The 21,201-nt window shown below is 43.8% G+C and carries 18 protein-coding genes, 1 riboswitch and 1 other annotated feature; of the genes, 11 read left to right on the forward strand and 7 right to left on the reverse strand.

Features of this window, described 5'->3' with window-relative positions:
• The 7 genes from IRB79_RS02375 to IRB79_RS02405 all read left to right on the forward strand — a co-directional run bounded on the left by IRB79_RS02375 (window position 1) and on the right by IRB79_RS02405 (window position 7,780).
• Window positions 1–999 carry an ABC transporter ATP-binding protein gene (locus tag IRB79_RS02375; protein WP_243506534.1) on the forward strand — a complete coding sequence of 333 codons (999 nt, stop codon included), beginning with the start codon at window positions 1–3 and terminating at the stop codon, window positions 997–999.
• A 108-nt stretch (window positions 1,000–1,107) separates the two neighbouring features.
• A complete protein-coding gene (locus tag IRB79_RS02380) occupies window positions 1,108–2,736 on the forward strand; it encodes a peptide ABC transporter substrate-binding protein (RefSeq protein ID WP_243506535.1) in 1,629 nt (542 codons plus the stop codon).
• Between the two features lie 240 nt (window positions 2,737–2,976).
• Window positions 2,977–3,897, forward strand: a complete 921-nt coding sequence (locus IRB79_RS02385) for a S66 peptidase family protein (RefSeq protein WP_243506536.1) — start codon at window positions 2,977–2,979, stop codon at window positions 3,895–3,897.
• 13 nt (window positions 3,898–3,910) lie between these two features.
• On the forward strand, window positions 3,911–5,017 hold the full coding sequence (locus IRB79_RS02390) for a dipeptide epimerase (protein ID WP_243506537.1): 1,107 nt from the start codon (window positions 3,911–3,913) through the stop codon (window positions 5,015–5,017).
• 33 nt (window positions 5,018–5,050) lie between these two features.
• Entirely contained in the window at window positions 5,051–5,980 is a 930-nt protein-coding gene (locus IRB79_RS02395) for a C40 family peptidase (protein ID WP_243506538.1), read from the forward strand.
• A 2-nt stretch (window positions 5,981–5,982) separates the two neighbouring features.
• Window positions 5,983–6,993, forward strand: coding sequence for an ABC transporter ATP-binding protein (locus IRB79_RS02400; RefSeq protein WP_243506539.1), 1,011 nt, complete (start codon window positions 5,983–5,985; stop codon window positions 6,991–6,993).
• Window position 6,994: 1 nt separating this feature from the next.
• Entirely contained in the window at window positions 6,995–7,780 is a 786-nt protein-coding gene (locus IRB79_RS02405) for a serine hydrolase (protein WP_243506541.1), read from the forward strand.
• Window positions 7,781–7,926: 146 nt separating this feature from the next.
• Here IRB79_RS02405 and IRB79_RS02410 read toward each other — a convergent pair whose 3' ends face one another.
• From IRB79_RS02410 to IRB79_RS02430, 5 genes are all read right to left on the reverse strand, one after another.
• Window positions 7,927–8,652 carry a YqcI/YcgG family protein gene (locus tag IRB79_RS02410; protein WP_243506543.1) on the reverse strand — a complete coding sequence of 242 codons (726 nt, stop codon included), beginning with the start codon at window positions 8,650–8,652 and terminating at the stop codon, window positions 7,927–7,929.
• A gap of 106 nt (window positions 8,653–8,758) precedes the next feature.
• Complete coding sequence (locus IRB79_RS02415; protein WP_243506545.1) at window positions 8,759–9,190, reverse strand: DUF4395 domain-containing protein; 432 nt, start codon at window positions 9,188–9,190, stop codon at window positions 8,759–8,761.
• 122 nt (window positions 9,191–9,312) lie between these two features.
• Window positions 9,313–10,998, reverse strand: coding sequence for a mechanosensitive ion channel (locus IRB79_RS02420; protein ID WP_243506546.1), 1,686 nt, complete (start codon window positions 10,996–10,998; stop codon window positions 9,313–9,315).
• 717 nt (window positions 10,999–11,715) lie between these two features.
• Complete coding sequence (locus IRB79_RS02425; RefSeq protein ID WP_243506548.1) at window positions 11,716–12,609, reverse strand: EamA family transporter; 894 nt, start codon at window positions 12,607–12,609, stop codon at window positions 11,716–11,718.
• Window positions 12,610–12,748: 139 nt separating this feature from the next.
• Window positions 12,749–13,186 carry a Dps family protein gene (locus IRB79_RS02430; protein ID WP_243506549.1) on the reverse strand — a complete coding sequence of 146 codons (438 nt, stop codon included), beginning with the start codon at window positions 13,184–13,186 and terminating at the stop codon, window positions 12,749–12,751.
• A 181-nt stretch (window positions 13,187–13,367) separates the two neighbouring features.
• Between IRB79_RS02430 and IRB79_RS02435 the strand changes: the two genes are divergently transcribed.
• Entirely contained in the window at window positions 13,368–14,249 is an 882-nt protein-coding gene (locus IRB79_RS02435; protein ID WP_243506552.1) for a sulfite exporter TauE/SafE family protein, read from the forward strand.
• A gap of 12 nt (window positions 14,250–14,261) precedes the next feature.
• On the opposite strand, the gene argS is transcribed toward IRB79_RS02435, so the two are convergent.
• Both argS and IRB79_RS02445 read right to left on the reverse strand, forming a co-directional pair.
• Window positions 14,262–15,947, reverse strand: a complete 1,686-nt coding sequence (gene argS / locus IRB79_RS02440) for an arginine--tRNA ligase (protein WP_243509160.1) — start codon at window positions 15,945–15,947, stop codon at window positions 14,262–14,264.
• A gap of 45 nt (window positions 15,948–15,992) precedes the next feature.
• Window positions 15,993–16,254, reverse strand: a binding site (T-box leader).
• A gap of 30 nt (window positions 16,255–16,284) precedes the next feature.
• On the reverse strand, window positions 16,285–17,469 hold the full coding sequence (locus IRB79_RS02445) for an FtsW/RodA/SpoVE family cell cycle protein (protein ID WP_243506553.1): 1,185 nt from the start codon (window positions 17,467–17,469) through the stop codon (window positions 16,285–16,287).
• 367 nt (window positions 17,470–17,836) lie between these two features.
• Between IRB79_RS02445 and IRB79_RS02450 the strand changes: the two genes are divergently transcribed.
• The 3 genes from IRB79_RS02450 (at window position 17,837) to IRB79_RS02460 (ending at window position 21,059) form a co-directional block, all read left to right on the forward strand.
• On the forward strand, window positions 17,837–18,613 hold the full coding sequence (locus IRB79_RS02450; protein ID WP_221881304.1) for a hypothetical protein: 777 nt from the start codon (window positions 17,837–17,839) through the stop codon (window positions 18,611–18,613).
• Window positions 18,614–18,693: 80 nt separating this feature from the next.
• A riboswitch (cobalamin riboswitch) is annotated at window positions 18,694–18,899 on the forward strand.
• 167 nt (window positions 18,900–19,066) lie between these two features.
• Window positions 19,067–20,041, forward strand: coding sequence for an ABC transporter substrate-binding protein (locus IRB79_RS02455; RefSeq protein WP_243506555.1), 975 nt, complete (start codon window positions 19,067–19,069; stop codon window positions 20,039–20,041).
• Window positions 20,007–21,059 (forward strand): FecCD family ABC transporter permease, encoded by a 1,053-nt coding sequence (locus IRB79_RS02460; protein ID WP_243506557.1) that lies wholly within the window; start codon window positions 20,007–20,009, stop codon window positions 21,057–21,059. The genes IRB79_RS02455 and IRB79_RS02460 overlap by 35 nt, the downstream gene beginning before the upstream one ends.
• Window positions 21,060–21,201 lie beyond the last annotated feature (142 nt).

Genomic DNA, 21,201 nt, shown 5'->3' on the forward strand with positions numbered 1-21,201 from the left:
ATGGAGAAAGTACTTGAAGTAAAAGACCTGCATGTCACATTTACCACTTATGGCGGAGAAGTCCAGGCCGTAAGGGGGGTATCATTTGATCTCTTCAAAGGGGAAACCCTGGCGATTGTCGGTGAATCAGGCTGCGGGAAAAGCGTGACTTCCCAGAGCATCATGCGGCTGATTCCATCCCCTCCCGGAAGAATAGCAGATGGCGCTGTCCTCTTTAAAGGGAAGGATCTGACAAAACTAAAAGAGTCTGAAATGCGGGATATCCGCGGCGCAGACATTTCAATGATCTTTCAGGATCCAATGACGGCTTTGAACCCCACGATTACCATTGGGGAGCAAATTATAGAAGGAATTATGCAGCATGAAACCATTTCCCGGCAGGATGCCCGTAAAAAGGCCCTGGAAATGCTTAATTTAGTGGGGATACCAAATCCCTCCGAAAGATTGAAGCATTACCCGCACCAATTCAGCGGAGGAATGAGGCAGCGGATTGTGATTGCCATGGCCCTTGTCTGTGAGCCGGAAGTGCTGATTGCCGATGAACCCACTACAGCACTTGATGTAACGATTCAAGCGCAAATATTGGATTTGTTTAAAGATATCCAGAAGAAAACGGGGGTATCCATTATCATCATTACCCATGACCTGGGGGTTGTCGCTCAAGTAGCGGACCGCATTGCCGTGATGTATGCAGGAAAAATAGTGGAAGCCGGTGAAAGAAGGGAAATCTTCTATAAACCACAGCATCCCTATACGAAAGGCCTGCTGAATTCAGTTCCGCGTCTTGACCTGGATGGAGCCGATCTTGTTCCCATCGGCGGATCGCCACCGGATTTATTCGCTCCGCCGGCTGGCTGCCCATTTGCTGCCCGCTGCGGCTTCGCAATGGAAGTATGTGACCGGGTTTATCCATATAAAACTCATTTAAGCCGGGATCATCATGTTGATTGCTGGCTCCAGGATGAGCGGGCACAGAAAATGCTTGCAGGTGTAAAATAGGTTTTTCCTTTCGCAGTGCCAGCCTGGTACGGTGAAAGTTATGATTCTATCAGCTGTCAAACAGGCTTCTGATAGATAAAGAAATATATTTTAAGAGGGGGAAAAAGAATGAAAAAGTTTTTATCGCTGCTGCTGGCAGGTGTATTGCTATTTGTTATGGCAGCCTGTACGGCAAACGAAAATGCCGGCAAAGAAACAGACAACAAGGATGATGGCAAGAAAGAAGAAGAAAGTGCTGAAAAAGTGCTTTATTTGAACAATGGCCAGGAGCCGACTTCGTTTGACCCTCCAATCGGCTTTGACTCTGTTTCCTGGAGTGCACTGAACAACTTAATGGAAGGTTTGACCCGTCTGGGACAAAATCATGAGCCGGAAGCAGCAATTGCCGAAAAGTGGGACTTATCAGAAGATGGAAAGACGTATACATTCCATATCCGTGAAGATGCAAAATGGTCAAATGGCGAACCTGTAACAGCAGGCGATTTTGAATTTGCCTGGAAGCGTCTTTTAAATCCTGATACAGGTTCATCAGCAGCTTTCCTTGGCTACTTCATTGAAGGCGGAGAAGCTTATAACAACGGAGAAGGATCAGCTGATGATGTAAAAGTGAAAGCAGTTGATGACAAAACATTTGAAGTCACTTTAGTTAGTCCGCAAGCTTATTTCTTAAGTGTTATCACAAACCCTGCGTTCTTCCCGATCAACGAAAAAGTAGCTACAGAAAACCCTCAGTGGTTTGCTGAAGCAGAATCTTTTGTGGGCAATGGTCCTTTCAACCTGACAGAGTGGGAACATGACAGCCACTTTGTAATGGAGAAAAACGATCAGTACTGGGATGCTGAAAATGTAAAACTGGATAAAATTAATTGGGCGATCATTGATGATACCAATACAGAATACCAAATGTACCAAACAGGAGAGCTTGATGTATCTGCTGTTCCATCTGAGCTGAGCGAACAGCTATTAGGTGAAGCAAAGGTTGAAGACCAGGCTGGCGATTATTTTTACCGTTTTAACGTAAATATGGAGCCCTTCCAGAACGAAAACATCCGTAAAGCTTTCGCAATGGCAGTGGACCAGAAGCAAATCGTTGACTTTGTAACCAAGAATGGAGAAAAGCCTGCATACGGTTTTGTAGCCTACGGATTTGCTGATCCGTCAGGAAAAGATTTCCGTGAAACGGCAGGAGATCTTGTTCAAACAAATGTTGAAGAAGCTAAGGCACTTCTGAAAAAAGGAATGGAAGAGGAAGGCTATGAAACTCTTCCTGAAGTCACATTGACTTATAGCACAAGTGATTCTCACAAAAAGATCGCAGAAGCACTTCAGCAAATGTTCAAAGAAAACCTTGGCGTTGAAGTAAAGCTTGCCAACATGGAATGGAATGTATTCGCTGAAGAACAAAAAGCGCTTAAATTCCAATTATCACGCAGCTCATTCCTTGCTGACTATGCTGACCCAATCAACTTCCTTGAAAACTTCCAGACAGGACATTCCATGAACCGCACTGGCTGGAGCAATGAGAAGTACGATCAGCTGATCAAAGATGCTAAGAATGAAGCAGACGAAGCAAAGCGCTTTGAACTGATGTATGAAGCGGAAAAAATCTTATTCGAAGAAATGCCGATTATCCCTATCCATTTCTACAACCAGGTTTATCTCTATAATGATGCTGTTTCAGGAATCGTCCGCCATCCGGTTGGATACCTGGAGCTTAAATGGGCAGATAAGAAGTAATACTTCTTTGGCTTTGATGTGAAAGTGACAGGAAAAGGGGTGTTCGTGTGAACATCCCTTTTTTAAAAGTAAAAAGTGTGAAGAGCGAAATTCTCTGCTTGCGCTTTTCGAGATTATTTCCCGAAAAATAATGCATTTTCCCGAATTTTAGCTTATATCCTCGACAATTATTTCATTTCCCAAACAATGCTTTTGCTGCAGGAGCATATAATGCTAATAAAACTAAAAGGATGTGACAGCATGGCAATCAAACCTCAGCGCCTGAAAAAAGGTGATGCGATTGGAATTATAGCACCGGCAAGCCCACCCAATCAGGAAAACCTGAAACGATCCCTGTCTTTTTTGGATGAGCTTGGTGTAAAGGTAAAGATGGGCGAGCATGTGACAGATCAATATGGTTACCTGGCCGGGAAGGATGAAGACCGTCTGGCTGATTTACATAACATGTTTTCGGATAAGGAAGTCAAAGCCATCATTTGTGCAGGCGGCGGCTATGGAACCGGGAGAATTGCGTCCCAAATTGACTACAGTCTGATTAAAGAAAACCCGAAAATTTTCTGGGGATACAGTGATATAACATTCCTGCACACCGCCATCCGCCAGCAGACAGGATTGGTCACCTTCCATGGGCCCATGCTCGCCTCTGATATTGGCAAAGAGGATGCGGATCCGCTATCCAAGCAATATTTTAACCAGCTATTTGAGCCAGTAACGCTTGACTATCCAGAAGGAATTTCAGAACTGGAGACGATGGTGAACGGGAGGGCCGCGGGTATCTTAACGGGCGGAAATCTGTCTCTTATGGCCAGTACAATCGGAACACCATTTGAAATTGATACAAAAGATAAACTCGTGCTTATTGAAGACATCAACGAAGAGCCCCGTGCGGTCGACCGCATGCTAAACCAGCTGCATATGGCCGGGAAGCTTGCGGATGCGGCCGGCTTTATCATTGGGGACTTTAATAATTGCGTTCCGGAAAGAGAACTTTCCCTGGAGCTGGATGAAGTGCTGGATACGTATATCAAAAGGGTGAATAAGCCTGCTGTAAAAGGCTTTCATATCGGCCATTGCTCTCCGCATATTTCTGTGCCATTAGGTGTAAGGGCAGAATTGGATGCAGCCGGTAAAAAGCTGACAATCGAAAGCGGAGTTAAGTAAAAGGGTGGTATAGATGAAAATAAACACGATCGAAACATTTAGAGCTGCGGTACCACTGAAAAAACCATTTAAAACAGCTTTGAGAACAGTTGAGACAGCTGAAACGCTTGTTGTAAAAGTTACATGCGATAACGGGATAGCCGGGTGGGGAGAAGCACCTCCCACTGTGGTGATCACTGGAGACAGCCTGTCAAGCATAGAGTCAGCCATTCATCATGTATTAAAGCCAATGCTGATTAATAAGAGTCTTCTAAACTATGAGGAAATTTTCCAGGGAATTCAGTCAGCTTTAATAGGAAATTCAAGTGCAAAGGCAGCAGTGGATATGGCATTGTATGATTGTCTTGCACAGCAATGCAAACTGCCCCTTTACCAATTTTTAGGCGGACATAAAAATGAGGTGGAAACGGATTATACGGTAAGTGTCAATGGCCCGGAGGAAATGGGGGAAGATGCTGTTTCCTATGTTCAGCAAGGCTTTAATGTCCTTAAGGTGAAGGTCGGCAAGGATGAAATTTTAACAGATATTGAGAGAATTAGAGAAATCCGCACACGAGTCGGATCTAAGATTAAAATCCGGCTGGATGCCAATCAGGGCTGGAAATCAAAGGATGCTATCTATGCCATCCGAAAAATGGAAGCTTTGGACTTGAATATTGAGCTTGTCGAACAGCCTGTGAAGGCTTGGGATATAGAGGGCCTTAAGCAGGTTACCGATGCGGTTGATACACCGATTATGGCTGACGAAAGTGTCTTTACCCCGAAGCAGGCATTTGAAGTCATTAAAACGCGAAGTGCTGATTTAATCAATATTAAGCTGATGAAATCAGGCGGCATTTATCAGGCTCAGATCATCAATCAGCTCGCTGAAGTCTGCGGGATGGAGTGCATGGTGGGCAGCATGATTGAAACCAAGATCGGCATTACGGCCGCAGCCCATTTTGCAGCAAGCAAAAAGAATATAACCCGTTTTGATTTTGACGCCCCATTGATGATGGCAAAAGAAATTGTGGAAGGCGGAATCCATTATTCCGGCCGCAGAATCACCCTGCCGTCCGAACATGGCCTTGGCATCAGGAATGTATCGTTAATAGTGAACAAGGAGGAACTGACTTCCTGATAAAGTATGGATAATAAAAAGGAGGAGTTCGTTTTGGCAATTCAGCAAAAATGGCTGGTTTCGGTTCCTGCTGCGACCTTGTGGACAGCAAGCGATTCATCGAGAGAAATAGACCTTGAAGCCATCACCAATCCAGTTAATCTGGATTCCTGGCTTGAAAAGCTCACATATAAGCCCCGGCTGGAACTTTGCGACGGGAATCTTGTTCAATCACAAGTTCTGTACGGAGAAGAAGTGATTGTGTTGGAGGAGAAGGATGGGTGGGTTCATGTTGTTGTCCCGAGTCAGCCTTCTTCAAAAGACGAAAGAGGATACCCTGGCTGGGTGCCGAAAGCCCAGCTGACTAAAAATGAAGATTGGAAGCTTGATAGAAGAAAGGCTGCGGTCATTCAGAAGAAAAAGGCAACTCTCTATTCTAATGATAGAGAGCCTGAAATTGTTCTAAGTTATCAAACCATACTCCCAGTGTTAAAAGAAGAAGCTGAGTGGATCCAGGTGCAGACACCTGAGGGAGCAGGATATCTAAAACCTGAAGATGTGCAGGTGTATGAATCAATCGAGGCTATACGGAAAGGCAGCGGAAAAGACATTAGCGATGCGGGGGAACAATTTATAGGCCTGCCATATCTATGGGGCGGCATGAGCAGCTTTGGATATGACTGCTCAGGCTTCAGCTATTCTATGTGCAAAGCAAATGGATTTATCATCCCCCGTGATGCCCATGATCAGGCGGAAGCAGGGAATCCGGTTGAACTTGACGCCATTGAACCCGGCGACTTATTATTTTTTGCTTATGAAGAAGGAAAAGGCAAACTCCATCATGTAGGCATTTATTATGGTGATGGAAAGCTGCTTCATTCTCCTAATACCGGTAAAACCATCGAAATTATCGACTTGAAAGATACCATCTATGAAAAGGAATTATGTGCAGCTAGACGTTACTGGCAAGAGACGGGGGAATAAATATGTCAAAAGAAGCACTGTTAAAGGTCAATCATTTGAAAAAGCATTTTTCAATGGGGAAAGGACAGACTCTGAAGGCCGTTGATGATGTCTCCTTTCATATCAAACAAGGAGAAACCTTCGGGATTGTCGGCGAATCCGGCTGCGGAAAGTCAACCGCAGGGCGTACGATTATTGGTTTATATAACCGTACAGAAGGCGAAGTCCTTTATGACGGAAAAAATGTCCATACCATGACTGGAAAAGAAAGATTTGCTTTTCACAGGAAGATGCAGATGATCTTTCAGGATCCATATGCTTCGTTGAATCCGCGGTCAACTGTCCAGGAGATTATTTCGGAGCCCATGGAAGTGCATGGGTTATATCCGAACAAAAAGGAACGGCTTGAGCGGGTCTATCAGCTTTTAGAGGATGTTGGTCTTAACCGCGATCATGCCAACCGCTATCCGCATGAATTCAGCGGCGGACAAAGGCAAAGAATTGGGATTGCCCGTGCTTTAGCGCTCGATCCAGAATTCATTATTGCTGATGAGCCGATCTCCGCACTGGATGTATCGGTACAAGCCCAGGTAGTCAACCTGCTTAAGGGGCTCCAAAAGAAAAAAGGCCTGACCTACTTATTTATTGCCCATGATCTCTCGATGGTTAAACATATCAGCGACAGAATTGGCGTTATGTATTTGGGGAATTTAGTGGAATTAACCACAAGCGAAAACTTATATAAGAATCCGCTTCACCCTTATACACAGGCCTTGCTGTCTGCGATTCCCATCCCTGACCCTGATGTCGAGGATCACCGGGAAAGAATCATTTTGGAAGGGGAACTCCCGAGTCCAATGAATCCGCCAAGCGGCTGTGTATTCCGGACGCGCTGTCCATATGCGATGGAGGCTTGTGCTTCCATGAAGCCTGAGTGGCAGGAGATTGAGAAGGATCACTTTGTGGCCTGCCATTTATATAATGAAAAGGTAACGGGCGACCATAACCGGCCGCAAGTAGCCGCTGCGAAATAAAATGAACTTTAATACTCTCAAAGCAGAAATTCTTGATTTGGCCAGCTGCTGTGAAGGACGTGTGGCCGTATACATCCATACAGAGGATGGTGTAATCGAAACAAATGCCGATGACGGTTTTTCTTCCGCAAGCTTAATTAAGGTTCCTATTTTACTCGCAGGGCTTTCACAGGCGGAGAAAGGGCTGCTTCAGCTTGATGAAGCAGCGGAAGTGAAGGATGCTGCCCGGGTTGGCGGAGCCGGGGTATTGCAGGCTATGTCCAAGAGTCTGAAGATGAAGTTCATAGACTTAATGACGCTCATGATCATTGTATCTGATAATACAGCGACTAATCTCATCATTGAGAGGCTGGGAATAGAGAAAATCAATCAGCTAATCAAAGGTTTGGGGTATAATTGCACAGAATTAAACAGGAAGATGATGGACTTTGAGGCATTGAAAAACGGCATGGACAACACCACGACTGCCAGGGATATGGTGTATGGCATAAAGGCGTTGGCAGAGCAGTCGCTTTTATCCGGGAAATATACACAAAAAGCACTGGATATATTGGAAAAACAGCAGTATAAAAACAAACTTGCAAACACAATGGATACGGAAAAAGTCAAGGTTGCCAGCAAAACAGGTGAACTTCCCGGAATAGAGCATGATTGCGCCATATTTACCCATAAAGGAAACACAGTTTACGCTGCTGTACTTGTGGACCAGCTTCAAAGTCAGGCAGCCGGCGGAGAAGTACTGTCCGCAATCGGCAGTCGCATTAATCAATATATAACTAATAAATAAGGAACCGTTTACTCAGAACGGTTCCTTATTTATTTATGCAGTTTTTGCTTTTCAGGCAGATCACCGATTTACTCGCTTAGTTGATTGGAGCGGAAGACGGAAGATCCTCGAAAATAATTAATGCGCAAGGCGCTGCGCTTTCAAAATTATTTATGATGAAAAGGGCATTTCCCTTCGATTGGTTTAATGTCATCACCGATAAAGTATTGTTTCCACTCACGGTGTTCGGGATCGCCATAGTGGCTGATGTTTGGATGGGTAGGGAGGCCATCCCATTTTTCAACCCGTTCCCTTACTTTTTCTCTGGACATGATGCCGCCTTTAGAGGTGCCTTCAAGGCCTTCAAAAATGCGGCGCGGCTGGAAACCGAGCACAAGGCTGCTGCCTAGATCCCTCGTCTTTCTCTGCTTGTAGGCAGGCGCATTTCCAAACACAAAGAATGGCTCCTCAGCAAAAGAAAATGCCCATAAATGATGGTCAGGATCTGTCGGATAATCCTTCGGCCAAGGCTTTGTATCAACCTTATGCAAATACTGAAGGATATTCCAGAAATAATCTCTGTAATGTTCAAGCGGTTTTTCATCTTTTTCCGGCTCTACAAATACAAACAGGCCATGGCGAATCAGTTTTGGTGCGTCAAAAAGCTCGATAAATGATTCGAGGGCTTCCGGCAGGTTAGACCAGTCCTCCTGTGTAATATAGGCATATCTCAATTCGCCGCGCATTTCAGCAGTCATTCCAAAATAGCACGGGAAGGTTTTATCTGTAACCGTATCATGAAATGTTTTATATTCTTGAATAACCCACTCAGGCACAATTTCGGGGTTAGTCATATCTTCTTTTGTTAAAAGAAACTTACTGGCAGTTTTCATTTTTTCACCTCAGAATGATTTACTTATGAAATATGTACCCCTTAAAAAGTCCTTTGAAACTAGCTGGATGGAAAAGGAAAAGAAAAAGACAGCCATGGTGGCTGCCTTAAGCTTTTTCTAACGATTTTCGGTATTTATATTGATTGAGCTGAAAGCGGATAAAACAGCCTATACAAAATCCCAGAATGGCAACAAATGCTGATAGAGCTACCATAGCTGTAAAAACATACCCTGCAGCTGTCCAGCCCAGAAGAAAGCTGATTTGGCCCAGCGCCAGGCAGGCAACGGCAATCACTTGATTAAATTGCTGCTGCTCCCAGTCTTCGGGAATGTAATCAGCAGGTTTTTTTCTTAGAAAATGTTTTGCTGTACGCATAATGGGATTGTAGCCGAACAATAGGCCCATTATACCTGCAAGCAGGGGGATGGCGAGAATCCATGCTTCTCCGGTAAGCCACGAAGCTAAAACACTTAATACGATCGACCATTGATTGGTTCTTACGAGCGGACGGGGAATAGAACCCGGTGTATTTGCCATTTATTTTCCGACCTTTCTCATTGGTTTTATGGGTATTATTAGTTTACTTAAATTGCAGGTTTTTGTGAAGAGAAAAAGCCTGGAAAAATAAAAAGCACGCCCACTAGGACGTGCTTCCAATATTATTTCAACGGCCCATTGTTTTCATCCATCCGGTTATTGCGCGGATTTAACGGGTCGTTTGCCGGATTCATAGATGGATCTGAACTTGTTGGATTAATCGGTTTATCAGCACTGCTAGGGGCATTGCCTGGTTTCATCTCCGGCATAGCCTTTTTCATCACTGCTTTCGTATCGGCATCTTTATTAATGGTTGTTTCTTCAAATTTACGATCAAGCTTTTGAAGATACTTGGCAGCAAAGGCTTTCCCTCCCAGACCAAATGATAAGCCGAATGCCAGTGAAAGTGCACCAAGCGTTAGAATGAACGCAGCATTGACAATAGAAGCGGCAAGACCAAGCTGATCAAGAGCCATAAAGATTGAAATTGCGATAATGGCTGCCTGAGCGACATTGGCAAGGAATTTATAATGCGGTCCTTGAAGAATCGTGCTCAGCAATTTCTTAACCAGACTGCCCAGCCACAAACCTACGCCAAGAATGACAAGAGCTGCAATTACATGAGGCAGGTAGGCAATTACACCTGTCGCCAATGTTACCAGGAAGTCAAGGCCAAGGATATTAAGAGCCTGCACCACAAACAACAGGACAATAATCACTTCTGCAATATAGCCAATTACCTGGGAGAAGCTTAAACCATTGCCTGCTGCAGCAGACTTGTTTAATCCCATACCGGAGAAGTAAGAATTCAATCCGATGCGTTCAAGTAAACTGGAGACGAATTTGCGGACCCATTTTCCGAGCCAAACACCAATCAGCACGAAGAATATAGCTACAGCAATATTCGGCAGCATCGTCAGGACATCATTCAGCATGGCAATGGCAGGTCCGGAAATGCCTTCAATATCCAATCTCTCGAGAGCGGCAATGACTGTTGGGATTAGAATAAGAACAAACACAAATGTGCCAATTACAGATGCCAGGCTTGTCCCTTCAAACAATCGGTTTAAGCCAAGTCTTGCGGTCAGTTTTTCACTTCCAATTGTCTGCAGGAAATTCGTTACAATATCGCGCACGATTTTCGCAACAAACCAGCCGACAAATAAAATCAGGGCTGCTGCGAGAAGCTTAGGCAAAAAGGCCAGAATGCTTTCAAGCATGCCGGTGAACGGTCCGGCGATTCCATTCAGGTTTAGAGCTCCCAATACAGCCGGCAGGAATACCAGCAATGTCAGGTAGAAAACAATTTTAGCTACGTTATCAATAACATTGACAGGCTGCTCTTTATTGTCTGTTAAATTCCATTTGCTCAGCTTTTCATGTACTTTGAGCGTTCTGCCGCTCTTTCTGATCAGCAGGCTGAGTCCAGTGGCGATAAGCCATGCGAATAATAGAATTAGAGCTGCTTTCAAAATGCTCGGCACTGCTGCCATTATGGAGGAGAACATGCCCACAAGCGGTGCAGCGATAATATCGAGGTCCAATATATTGAAGAACAAGATAAACACGAACACTAACAGGAGATAGTAAATAATCTTGCTGATTATCTTCTCAGATGAATATTTTCTATTTGCTTTATCAGGGAACACTCTGTCATCAAGGCTGGTTTTACGCAGACCTTTTAAAAGGGCTTTTTCGATTGCTTTTGCAATAATCCAGCCAACTAATAATACTAATAGTGCTAATAATAAATCAGGCAGTTTGGCCAAAAGGTAATCAAATCCGCCCCAGTACCGATTATTGTCCAATATTGTCACTCCTTAAAAAAATTTGTAGAATTGCATACTTTCATATACCCACTGCTTTTAGGAGTAAACAGTCCTCTTTAAATAGTCCGTTATGAAGGAGAATATCGTAAAGAACCCTGCGCTAATTCGGACAGTAGGAGATGAATTCTGGTCAAGTGAGTCCGAACATGGTAAAACTTCGGACAGTAGGAGGTGAATTCTAGTCAAGAGAGTCCGAACCCGGTGCAACTTCGGACAGGAGAAGAAGAAATCCGCAGGAGAGAGTCCGAACATGGTAAAACTTCGGACAGTAGGAGGTGAATTCTGGTCAAGAGAGTCCGAACCCGGTGCAACTTCGGACAGGAGAAGAAGAAATCCGCAGGAGAGAGTCCGAACATGGTAAAACTTCGGACAGTAGGAGATGAATTCTGGTCAAGAGAGTCCGAACCCGGTGCAACTTCGGACAGGAGAAGAAGAAATCCGCAGGAGAGAGTCCGAACATGGTAAAACTTCGGACAGTAGGAGGTAAATTCTGGTCAAATGAGTCCGAACCCGGTGCAACTTCGGACAGGAGAAGAAGAAATCCGCAGGAGAGAGTCCGAACATGGTAAAACTTCGGACAGTAGGAGGTGAATTCTGGTCAAATGAGTCCGAACCCATGCAACAGCCTTTAAAGAAAAAAGACTTTGGAGTGGATCTCCAAAGTCTCCTGAAGATAATTTTTGCCGTAAAAACTCATTACGTGCTAAAACGATTCTTTGCTGCTTTTTTAAATGAGAATTGCGGAATGCTGATTCCAATCAGGATCAGCACAATTCCGAAAGTCTGTGCTACTGAAATTCTTTCGCCAAGAATCAGCATGGCAGCAGCGACAGCAGCCGGGAGTTCGGCAGAACCTACAATTGTGGCAAGCCCTGAATCTAAATGGGGTGAACCGATTGCAAAGAATACAATTGGGAAAATGGCGCCGAACAATGCCATCAGCAGCCCGAATTTCCATAGTCCTTCAAGCTGAATGCCGCCGCTTATTAAGACGGGGCCTGAAACAGCTGCAACCAAAAGAAGTCCGCCAAATGTGATGAAGATGCTCCTCTGGATGGTTGGAATTCCTTTACCTGCCTTGCCGCTCGCAAAAATGAATACGGCAAATGTAACCGCTGATAATAAGCCATAGATCAGTCCATCAGCTTGAATAGGGTGTGACCCGGAATTCATCAGGTTGCTAGCAAATACAGTTCCTATAATAAGCAAGATCGAAGAAATGATTTTTGTTTTGCTGGGCATCTTTCTTTCATATAGGGCTTCTAAAAGAATCCCTATCCAGGTGAACTGAAATAAGAGAACAACAGCGATGGAGGCCGGATTCCGGCCGAGGCTCATTCCATAAAGAATGCCTGTTAAACTTAGGGAGGCACCGGTCAATAACAAAGCTGCTGTTTGTTTAAGGGTGATTTTCGTTCTTTTGATAAATGGGAAAGAAAGCAACAACAAAAGGAGCCCAAATAAATATTGGCTTCCGGTCAATTCAGGAACAGAGTGGCCGGCCAGGAGTCCGAGCTTTACAATGGATGCCAGAATGCCATAACTGCATGCACCAAGAAAAATAAATAAAGAATATTTTAAGTTTGCCATTATGGATACTCCTTTCTGAAGGTGAAATGAGGCAATCAGGTCAATCATAACATCTCAGTGAGCCTATAGGGGAAAGATTTTTTTCTGCACAAAAATAAGAGCCAGTGATTTTTCTCACTGACTCTTTCATTATTATCGATTATTCTCCTAAGTAGGCATTTAACATCCAAATATGAGTATCCAATTTTTCCATAAGACCGATGGCGAAGTCGCCTGTCACTTGATCTTCCTGCTCCTCAGCAAGCTGGGCTAAAGAAATTAATTGTTCTTTAATATGTCTATAATCGGAAGCAAGAGCGGCAACCATGTCTTCTGCTTTCTTTTCCCCATTAGACTCTTCAAGAGTAGTAATACTTAGGAATTCCTTAAATGTTGCTGCCGGTGAACCGCCGATTGCAAGCAGGCGTTCCGCTCCCTCATCTACAACTTCCGCTGCTTCATTATATAATTCTTCGAACTTTTCATGAAGGGTAAAGAAGAGCGGGCCTTTTACAAACCAGTGGTAGCGGTGCAATTTAGTATAAAGAACACTCCAGTTTGCAATTTGTACATTTAATGCTGCATGTAATTTTTCCATTTTTATATTCCCCCTAAGTTATTTATATATTTATTATAACAAATATTAAATTATAATCAATACTTATTTATAATAATTATAAATATATAAATTCGAAATCCGCAGTATAACCCTGGCTGATTATGGTAAAGTGATATAGTACCGCTTAATGGCAAGACATAAAGGTTAGTGAGGATTTTTAATGGATTATCTTTTATTTATTATGCTCGGAGCGCTTATTAGTGTGCTTTCTGGTTTTTTTGGGGTAGGCGGGGGATTCATTCTTACTCCGACGCTCATGCTATTTGGCTTTTCTCCGGTGGAAGCAATCACCACGAGTTTGCTTTTTTCAATTGGAACCTCTCTTTCAGGCATCTTCGCTCATGTCAGGATGAAGAATATACGGCTTAAGCAAGGGCTGATTCTTGGACTGAGCGGCATGGCAGCTACCCAGGCCGCCCATCCCTTTGTGCTGTTTCTTGAGGAAAAGGGCTGGGATACATGGGCAGTTCCTTTGTTTTATATCATTCTGCTGTCTTATTTTGCTTTGGGCATGTTAAAAAGAGGGAAAAAATCAGCCAGTGCCGCTCCGTCATCTGAACATTCTCCATCCATTGTGAAAATGGTGCTGATTGGATTTTTTGCAGGATTTGTCTCTACGACATTAGGTGTGGGCGGCGGCTTTATTATGGTGCCTCTATCGGTTGCCTATTTAGGGATGATGCCGAAGAAAGCAGTAGGTACAAGCTTGTTTGCTGTCATGTTAATCGTATCCGCAGGCTACCTATCCTACGCTTCCACTGTCAGCATTGATTATTGGATTGGCCTTTCACTCGTAGGAGGAGGCCTGATAGGGTCTCAATTTGGAGCGAAGCTTACCTCCTATTTTGAAAACGAAGAGATCACCTATATGCTCGGAGCCTTATATATGGCTACTGTGGCAAGTGTGATTTTGAAGTTAATACACTTGAATTATACCGGCTTACTGGTGATGGCCATCTTTGTCGGCGGGTTTTTAGTAAGAAGCCTTGTGAAAATGCAGAAAGCAAATACCCGCACAAAGGCAAAAAAGGAGAGACCATAATGGCCTCTCCTTTTACATTTGCCGGGGCACCTTCATGCCGAGTGTTTGCATGCCGTCGGAAAGAACAATTGTGACTGCTTTTACAAGGGCAAGTCTTGATTTAATGCCGTTATCTTTCTCCAATATTCTTACCTGTCCGTAATATTTATTGAAGGCTTGAGCCACATCAATCAAATATTTAGCCAGGACAGAAGGGGAAAGCTGCATATAAGATTGTTTGATTTTTTCAGGATACTGATAGAGCAGCTTGATAATTTCCCAGCTGTAAGAATCAGAAAGCCCGTTTTCTGCAGAAGGGAGCTCGTCAGCCTTGCGGAGCAGGGAATAGGCCCGGGCATTGGTGTATTGCAGATAGGGACCTGTTTCTCCTTCAAATGTCAGCATATCTTCAAGTGAAAATTCAATATTATTCATGCGGTCATTTTTCAGATCATGGAACAGAATAGCCCCGATCCCGACTGCTTCAGCGACTTCACCTTTGTTTTCCAAGCCGGGATTTTTAGCTTTGATATTGTTCTTTGCGAGAAGGATTGCTTCATTCAGGACCTCCTCAAGAAGGATGACTCTGCCTTTTCGGGTAGACATCTTTTTCCCACCTTTTAAATAGAGGCCAAACGGGACATGTGTCATATTATCCGCCCACTCATAGCCCATCTTTTTGATAACACTTTTAACCTGCCTGAAATGGATGCTCTGTTCCTGACCGACAATGTATAGGGAGTGATCAAACTGATAGGTTTCTTTTCTGTAAAAAGCTGCAGCCAGATCCCGTGTTGCATACAGAGTCGCTCCATCGGATTTTTTTATCAGGCATGGAGGAAGGTCTTCATCAGGCAGCTGGACGACCTCTGCACCATCAGACTCAGCCAGCAGGTCTTTTGCCATCAGCTCCTCTATGATGGGTTCCATTTTATCATTATAAAAAGCTTCGCCATTGTATGAGTCGAAATGAATGCCAAGCATATCATAAACCCGCTGGAATTCTTTCAATGATTCATCTCTAAACCAGCTCCAGAGTGCCTGTGCTTGCTCATTTCCGTTTTCAAGCTCTTTGAACCAGGAACGTGCTTCATCTTCAAGGGCTGGGTTATCTTCTGCTTCTTCATGGAAGCGTATATAAAGGCTTAGGAGTTCCTTTATCGGATTTTCCTTCACTTTATCCGGGCTGCCCCACATTTTATAAGCGGTGATCAGCTTGCCGAATTGTGTGCCCCAGTCGCCTAAGTGGTTGATTCTGACAGCTGTATAACCGCATTTTTCGGCCAGGCTGCCGAGGGCATTTCCAATGACCGTAGACCGTAAATGGCCCATGGAGAAAGGCTTTGCGATGTTTGGCGAAGAGAAATCAAGCACGGCTGTTTTGCCTGCGCCATCATTCAGCTGCCCATATTCTTTTCCTTCGTTCAATATTTTTTCCATTATGACTGCACCGGCTGACTCTTTGGAAAAGAAGATGTTAATGTAAGGACCAGCAGCCTCTGCTTTTTCGATATGCGGTCCCTGAATCAGGCACGCTGTCTCTTCAGCAATTGAGGCAGGTGATTTCCTGAATGCTTTTGCAAGTGTAAAACAGGGAAAAGCGAGATCGCCATGTGCTGGATTCTTTGGTGTTTCGATTAAGTCTGCAATTGCTTCGTCAGAAAGCTGCCCATTCAGCACTGAAGCCAGCTGATAAGTGAAAATAGCTTTGAAATTGATCATATTAACACCTCCTGGAAAATAAAAAAGCCCGCCTCTATATAAAATAGAGACGAGCTGAAATCTACCCGCGGTACCACTCTGATTGTCCAAAGGACCTCTTCTGAAAGGACGCTTCAAAATGTGCTTGAACGCATTTCCTAAAGGGGTTTGGTAACGGGACTCCTTACCCGGCATAGCCTACTTTTCTTTCAGCTATGCATCTCCGAAGTGCGCTTCGCAAAAAGGATTTTCCGACAGGCTTGCACCGTCCCTGTCTCGCTTTTAGGAAAGAGCCCTTTGCTACTCTCTTCATCATAGACACTAAATATATTAATGTTATTATACGCTGTCGGAATTATTTTGCAACATAATTTGAATCAGTTGAAAACATATAGGTTCTGTGATGGTAGCGAATGCTGAAAATCAGGCCCATCGCCATCATGTTTCCCATAAGCGAGCTTCCGCCGTAGCTGATAAAAGGCAGCGGAATGCCAGTGATTGGCAGTACCTGAATAGTCATTCCGATATTTTGAAATACATGGAAGGTGATCATACTGATGACCCCGACGCAAATATAGGTATTAAATGGGTCGGACGTCTCCAAGCCGGTTTTAGTTAAGTGATAGATGAGCAGAAAGAAAAGGCTGATTACTACACTGGCACCAAAAAAGCCGTACTCCTCGCCAATGACGCTAAAAATAAAATCAGTATGGGCATCAGGCACATACACCTGTCTGTCAGTAAACCCTTTTCCGGATATTAATCCTGAGCCGATTGCGAGCATGGAGTTATACAGCTGCATTCCGGCTCCCTGCTTGTGATTAACCGGGTCAAGCCAGGAATAAATTCTACTGAACTGATAGGGGTCTATCCCAAGGTACTTCTCCAAAATCTCCGGTGCTATGATCACCAGATAAAGAACGGTTCCTGCGAAGGCGCCCAGGATACCATAAATCGGAACAAGGATTTTCCAGGTGATTCCGGAAACCAGGATGATTCCTGTTAATATGGCGATGAGGACAAGGGCGGTACCCAGGTCTTCAATAATAATCAATCCTAATGGAGGCAATGTGGCTGCCCCTAATTTGATTAGAAGGAAAAAGTCCGTGCCTGCGGTCTTAGCCTGATATTTCAGATGGTGGTCAGCGATTATTTTGCTGAGGGCAATGATAAGGAATACCTTAACAAACTCTGAAGGCTGCACAGAACCAAGTCCAGGAATGATATACCACAATGTAGCCCCTTTGCGCTCTGGTGCAATGCTTTCCGGTGCAATGAATAACCCGACAAGCAATAGGATGCCTAAACCATAAAGCAGCCAAGTGAGCCTCCGGATTTGCTCGCTGTCAAAATACATGACTATCGCTACAATCACGGCTCCAACAATATAATTTTTAATTTGTGAAATGACAAAATTCCCTTCATATTGATTGGAGGATTGTCCGCTGTAAATAGCGATGCAGCTGATGAGGAAAAATAGCAGCAGAAGAAAGCATAACGTCCAATCGAATCGGTCTGAGAATCTATTATTCTGGTTCATCTGTATACACCTGGTTTCTTTACCTTTTTACATTTTTATCCTAACAAAGAAAAATAACCCTTACAATGGAGAAACAGATTTCATTTTTTCTCTGCATGTAGTTAGACGAATGAATCAGCATGATAGTTTCCTGTATTTTCAAAAAAACCGGGCATTCTGCTATTTAAAATTTTTTCTCATCAGCAAAGATATTTTCATTCATTTTTGCTACAATAGGAGAATAAAATACTGGATGTTTTGACAGGCAGTTTCAAAAAGAAGCTGTCTTTTTAATAATTTGTGGAGGCGCTTGCGCTATTCTTAACTGTCTAGCCCAGCGCTTTTCTTTGAAAACACCAATTTGGGTAACGGTTCGGAGGTTTCGTCATTGAAAAGAAGGAATCATGCTATTCGTGATCTCATCTACATCCATCTTAATGAACAGGATCAGTATGTGATGACTTATGGAATTGAGTTTGCAGAGTTTGCCCAAACTCTTTCAGATTCTATTAATAATCTGCTGTTGTTAAAGCATCGTTTTGAACATGGGGACTTTAATACTCACACGATGTTCGATTATGTCTCAAGGGACAAGCTGGGCAGGCTGGTTGAGGATGATGTATACGGCTATGGCGATTTTTGCTGGATCGACTTCGAGGAAGAGGAAGCGGTAAATGAGCTTCCCGGCCAGACAATTGCTGAACTTCTTTATCTCGGCCATGTCAAAGAACATCTTAAACCGCCTTTTTACAATTATCTGAGCAATCGATATGTGTACCTTGCCCATGATGATGGCTGGTTTAACCGCACATATTATCGCGATCTGAACGATTTTTACCGTATGCTTGGGGAAGTAATCCCCGGTAAAATGGGACAGATGAAAGTCGAAAAAACGCTCCTTGGCATTAAAAAGAAAAAGACGTATCCTCCAATTACCAGAGATGTCCTGCTTTCCTTAAAGTCTCTTATGAAAGAAGGAGCGGTCCTTTCCATCAAGGATATCGAACAGAATCGGGTCCGGATAGAAATTCCTATTTGGATTATTGGTGATTTTGCGAATATGGATGATATGTATGATGAGTATGAAGCCATTGTGAAAGAGCCATGTGAGGCGAAGGTTGTGTTCGATAAGAAAACAAGAGAATGGAAAATATACTCGCGTTAGAATTCTGAACTTTTTTACAACATTCAGCAAATTTCTCTTACTTTTTCTGCGGGATGGTGTATAATCGGAGGTAGAAAATTTTATATCCGCATAGAACAGGTGTCTTCCCAAAAGGGTTTTAAAAGCAGGCTCTTTTGAAGACTTAATAGGGAAGCTGGTGAAATTCCAGCGCGGTCCCGCCACTGTAAATGGAAGCTGTCTGCAAATCCACTGTACATGAATGTATGGGAAGGAGCAGAACGCATTGACCATGAGCCAGGAGACCTGCCTGATTCTTAAGCACCCATAAACCTACGAGGATAGGGAGGTGTTTGGTCCGGCCATCCTTTCTGCACTAATTGATAAATGACCATACCAACATCTCCTTGCCGTTCGAGGAGATGTTTTTTTATTTTAAAGGTGGTGACAGGCACCACCCGAATTTTGTCGAAAGTTCTAGGAGGATTGCTGAGTATGAGAAAGTTTTATGCATTTTTATTAACGATGCTTCTGGCTGCAGGAGTGCTTGCAGGCTGCGGAGAGAGTGCTGAACAGCCTAAAGAAGAGAAAAAAGTTGAGGAAGGGCAGAATGCCGGCGGAGAAGCGACTGCATTTCCTGTAACGATAAAGGATGCTCTTGATAATGAAATCGTCATTGAGTCCAAGCCTGAAAGAATCGTGTCTATGATTCCAAGCAATACCGAAATTGCCTTTGAATTGGGGCTTGGAGAAGAAGTTGTCGGAGTCTCCGATTTTGATAACTACCCGCCCGAAGCTACAGAAAAAGAAAAGATTGGCGGCATGGAATTTAATGTCGAGAAAATCATCTCTTTAAACCCGGATCTTGTCCTTGCGCACGCTTCAAGCGCACATAATTCAGAAGCAGGCCTTCAGCAATTAAGGGATGCAGGTGTGACCGTCCTTGTTGTCAATGATGCGAAGAGCTTTGATCAGGTTTTTGAATCCATTGAAATGGTTGGAACCGCAGCGGGGGAGAAAGATAAAGCAGAGCAGCTCGTTTCAGACATGAAGAGCAAGCTCGAGGAAATTAAAACAAAAGCTCAGGGCATAAAAGAAGAAGACCGCAAATCGGTATTCGTGGAAGTTTCACCTGCTCCTGAAATCTATACGGCTGGTACAAAAACATTTATGGACGAAATGTTAAGTGCCATTAATGCAGAAAATATCATTACAGAAGAAGGATGGCCTAAGATGGATCCGGAAGCGATTATCGAACGGAATCCGGATGTAATCATCACAACTCATGGCTATTACACTGAAGATGCTGTTGGCAATGTAATGAGCAGGGATGGCTGGCAGGATATAACCGCAGTGAAAAATAAGCAGGTTGCCGATGTTGATTCCGATATGGTAACCCGCTCTGGCCCTCGTATTATTGAAGGAGTCGAGGAACTTGCAAAAGCAGTATATCCGGACGTATTTAAATAATAAATTTTTAGCTTATATAACAGCAGCAGCTTTCCTGCTTTGTGCCATGCTGATGGGGATTTCAATTGGAACAGTGTCTGTTCACCCCATGACGATTTTCAGAGTATTAAGCGCTGAGATTTTTCCTTTTATTTCATTGGGAAACACGGATGCTATGCATTCAAATATCATTATGAATATTCGCCTGCCGCGCGTATTGCTGGCTGGCTTAGTAGGGGCGTCTCTTGCAATTGCGGGAGCCGCCTTTCAAGGTTTATTAAGAAACCCGCTGGCAGATCCATATACAATTGGAGTTTCTTCCGGGGCTTCACTCGGTGCTGTTTTAACATTGTTCTTAGGATTATCCATTCCGTTTGCAGGAATGTTTACACTGCCTTTATTCAGCATCTTATTTTCCTTTTTAACCATTTTTGCCGTTTTACTATTTGCCAGAAATATTGAAAGATCCATGAAAGTGGAAACGATTATTTTAACAGGCATCATCTTCAGTTCTTTTCTTGGCGCCCTAATTTCTCTGATGATTGCCCTGACTGGAGAGGAGCTTAGACAGATTATTGGCTGGCTTCTTGGCAGTGTATCTATGAGAGGCTGGGCGTATATTAATATTATCCTTCCGTTTTTTGTGATAGGTGCCCTCCTTCTTTTAGTGAACAGCAAGGAGCTTAATGCCATGAGTTTCGGAGAAGAAAAGGCCCAGCATATAGGGGTGGACGTTCAGAAGAGAAAAATGATGGTCCTGATAGCGGGTTCCATCTTAACGGGTGCAGCTGTTGCTGTGTCTGGAACGATAGGATTTGTCGGGCTTGTGATCCCTCATCTGACCAGGCTGTTATGGGGACCGGATCATAGGCACCTATTGCCGCTATCCATTCTGATGGGTGCAGGTTTTCTTATTATTGCCGATCTGGTTTCACGGACGATCATTGCACCTACCGAGCTTCCAATCGGTGTGATTACAGCGATAATCGGCGCGCCTACGTTTGCCATTATTTTAATTAAAAGAAAGAATAAACTTTGAACTTCGATAACTGTCCAGCGCAAGCGTACACCCATTCAAGGGGGAGCACCAAGGGGAAAGCTTCCTTGGATTATCTTCGCAGGAACAAGCGGTTTTTACTTGTTCCGAAGGCATATCTCAGTTCAGAAAGAAGTGGTTAATC

It is taken from the genome of Cytobacillus oceanisediminis (assembly GCF_022811925.1).
GTDB classification, from domain to species: domain Bacteria; phylum Bacillota; class Bacilli; order Bacillales; family Cytobacillaceae; genus Cytobacillus; species Cytobacillus oceanisediminis_D.

What these genes read in the sequence shown, in the direction of transcription:
- IRB79_RS02375 (WP_243506534.1), top strand. Translation starts at nt 1, where the DNA reads ATGGAGAAAGTACTTGAAGTAAAAGACCTGCATGTCACATTTACCACT.
- IRB79_RS02380 (WP_243506535.1), top strand. Translation starts at nt 1,108, where the DNA reads ATGAAAAAGTTTTTATCGCTGCTGCTGGCAGGTGTATTGCTATTTGTT.
- IRB79_RS02385 (WP_243506536.1), top strand. Translation starts at nt 2,977, where the DNA reads ATGGCAATCAAACCTCAGCGCCTGAAAAAAGGTGATGCGATTGGAATT.
- IRB79_RS02390 (WP_243506537.1), top strand. Translation starts at nt 3,911, where the DNA reads ATGAAAATAAACACGATCGAAACATTTAGAGCTGCGGTACCACTGAAA.
- IRB79_RS02400 (WP_243506539.1), top strand. Translation starts at nt 5,983, where the DNA reads ATGTCAAAAGAAGCACTGTTAAAGGTCAATCATTTGAAAAAGCATTTT.
- IRB79_RS02405 (WP_243506541.1), top strand. Translation starts at nt 6,995, where the DNA reads ATGAACTTTAATACTCTCAAAGCAGAAATTCTTGATTTGGCCAGCTGC.
- IRB79_RS02410 (WP_243506543.1), bottom strand. Translation starts at nt 8,652, where the DNA reads ATGAAAACTGCCAGTAAGTTTCTTTTAACAAAAGAAGATATGACTAAC.
- IRB79_RS02415 (WP_243506545.1), bottom strand. Translation starts at nt 9,190, where the DNA reads ATGGCAAATACACCGGGTTCTATTCCCCGTCCGCTCGTAAGAACCAAT.
- IRB79_RS02425 (WP_243506548.1), bottom strand. Translation starts at nt 12,609, where the DNA reads ATGGCAAACTTAAAATATTCTTTATTTATTTTTCTTGGTGCATGCAGT.
- IRB79_RS02430 (WP_243506549.1), bottom strand. Translation starts at nt 13,186, where the DNA reads ATGGAAAAATTACATGCAGCATTAAATGTACAAATTGCAAACTGGAGT.
- IRB79_RS02435 (WP_243506552.1), top strand. Translation starts at nt 13,368, where the DNA reads ATGGATTATCTTTTATTTATTATGCTCGGAGCGCTTATTAGTGTGCTT.
- IRB79_RS02445 (WP_243506553.1), bottom strand. Translation starts at nt 17,469, where the DNA reads ATGAACCAGAATAATAGATTCTCAGACCGATTCGATTGGACGTTATGC.
- IRB79_RS02455 (WP_243506555.1), top strand. Translation starts at nt 19,067, where the DNA reads ATGAGAAAGTTTTATGCATTTTTATTAACGATGCTTCTGGCTGCAGGA.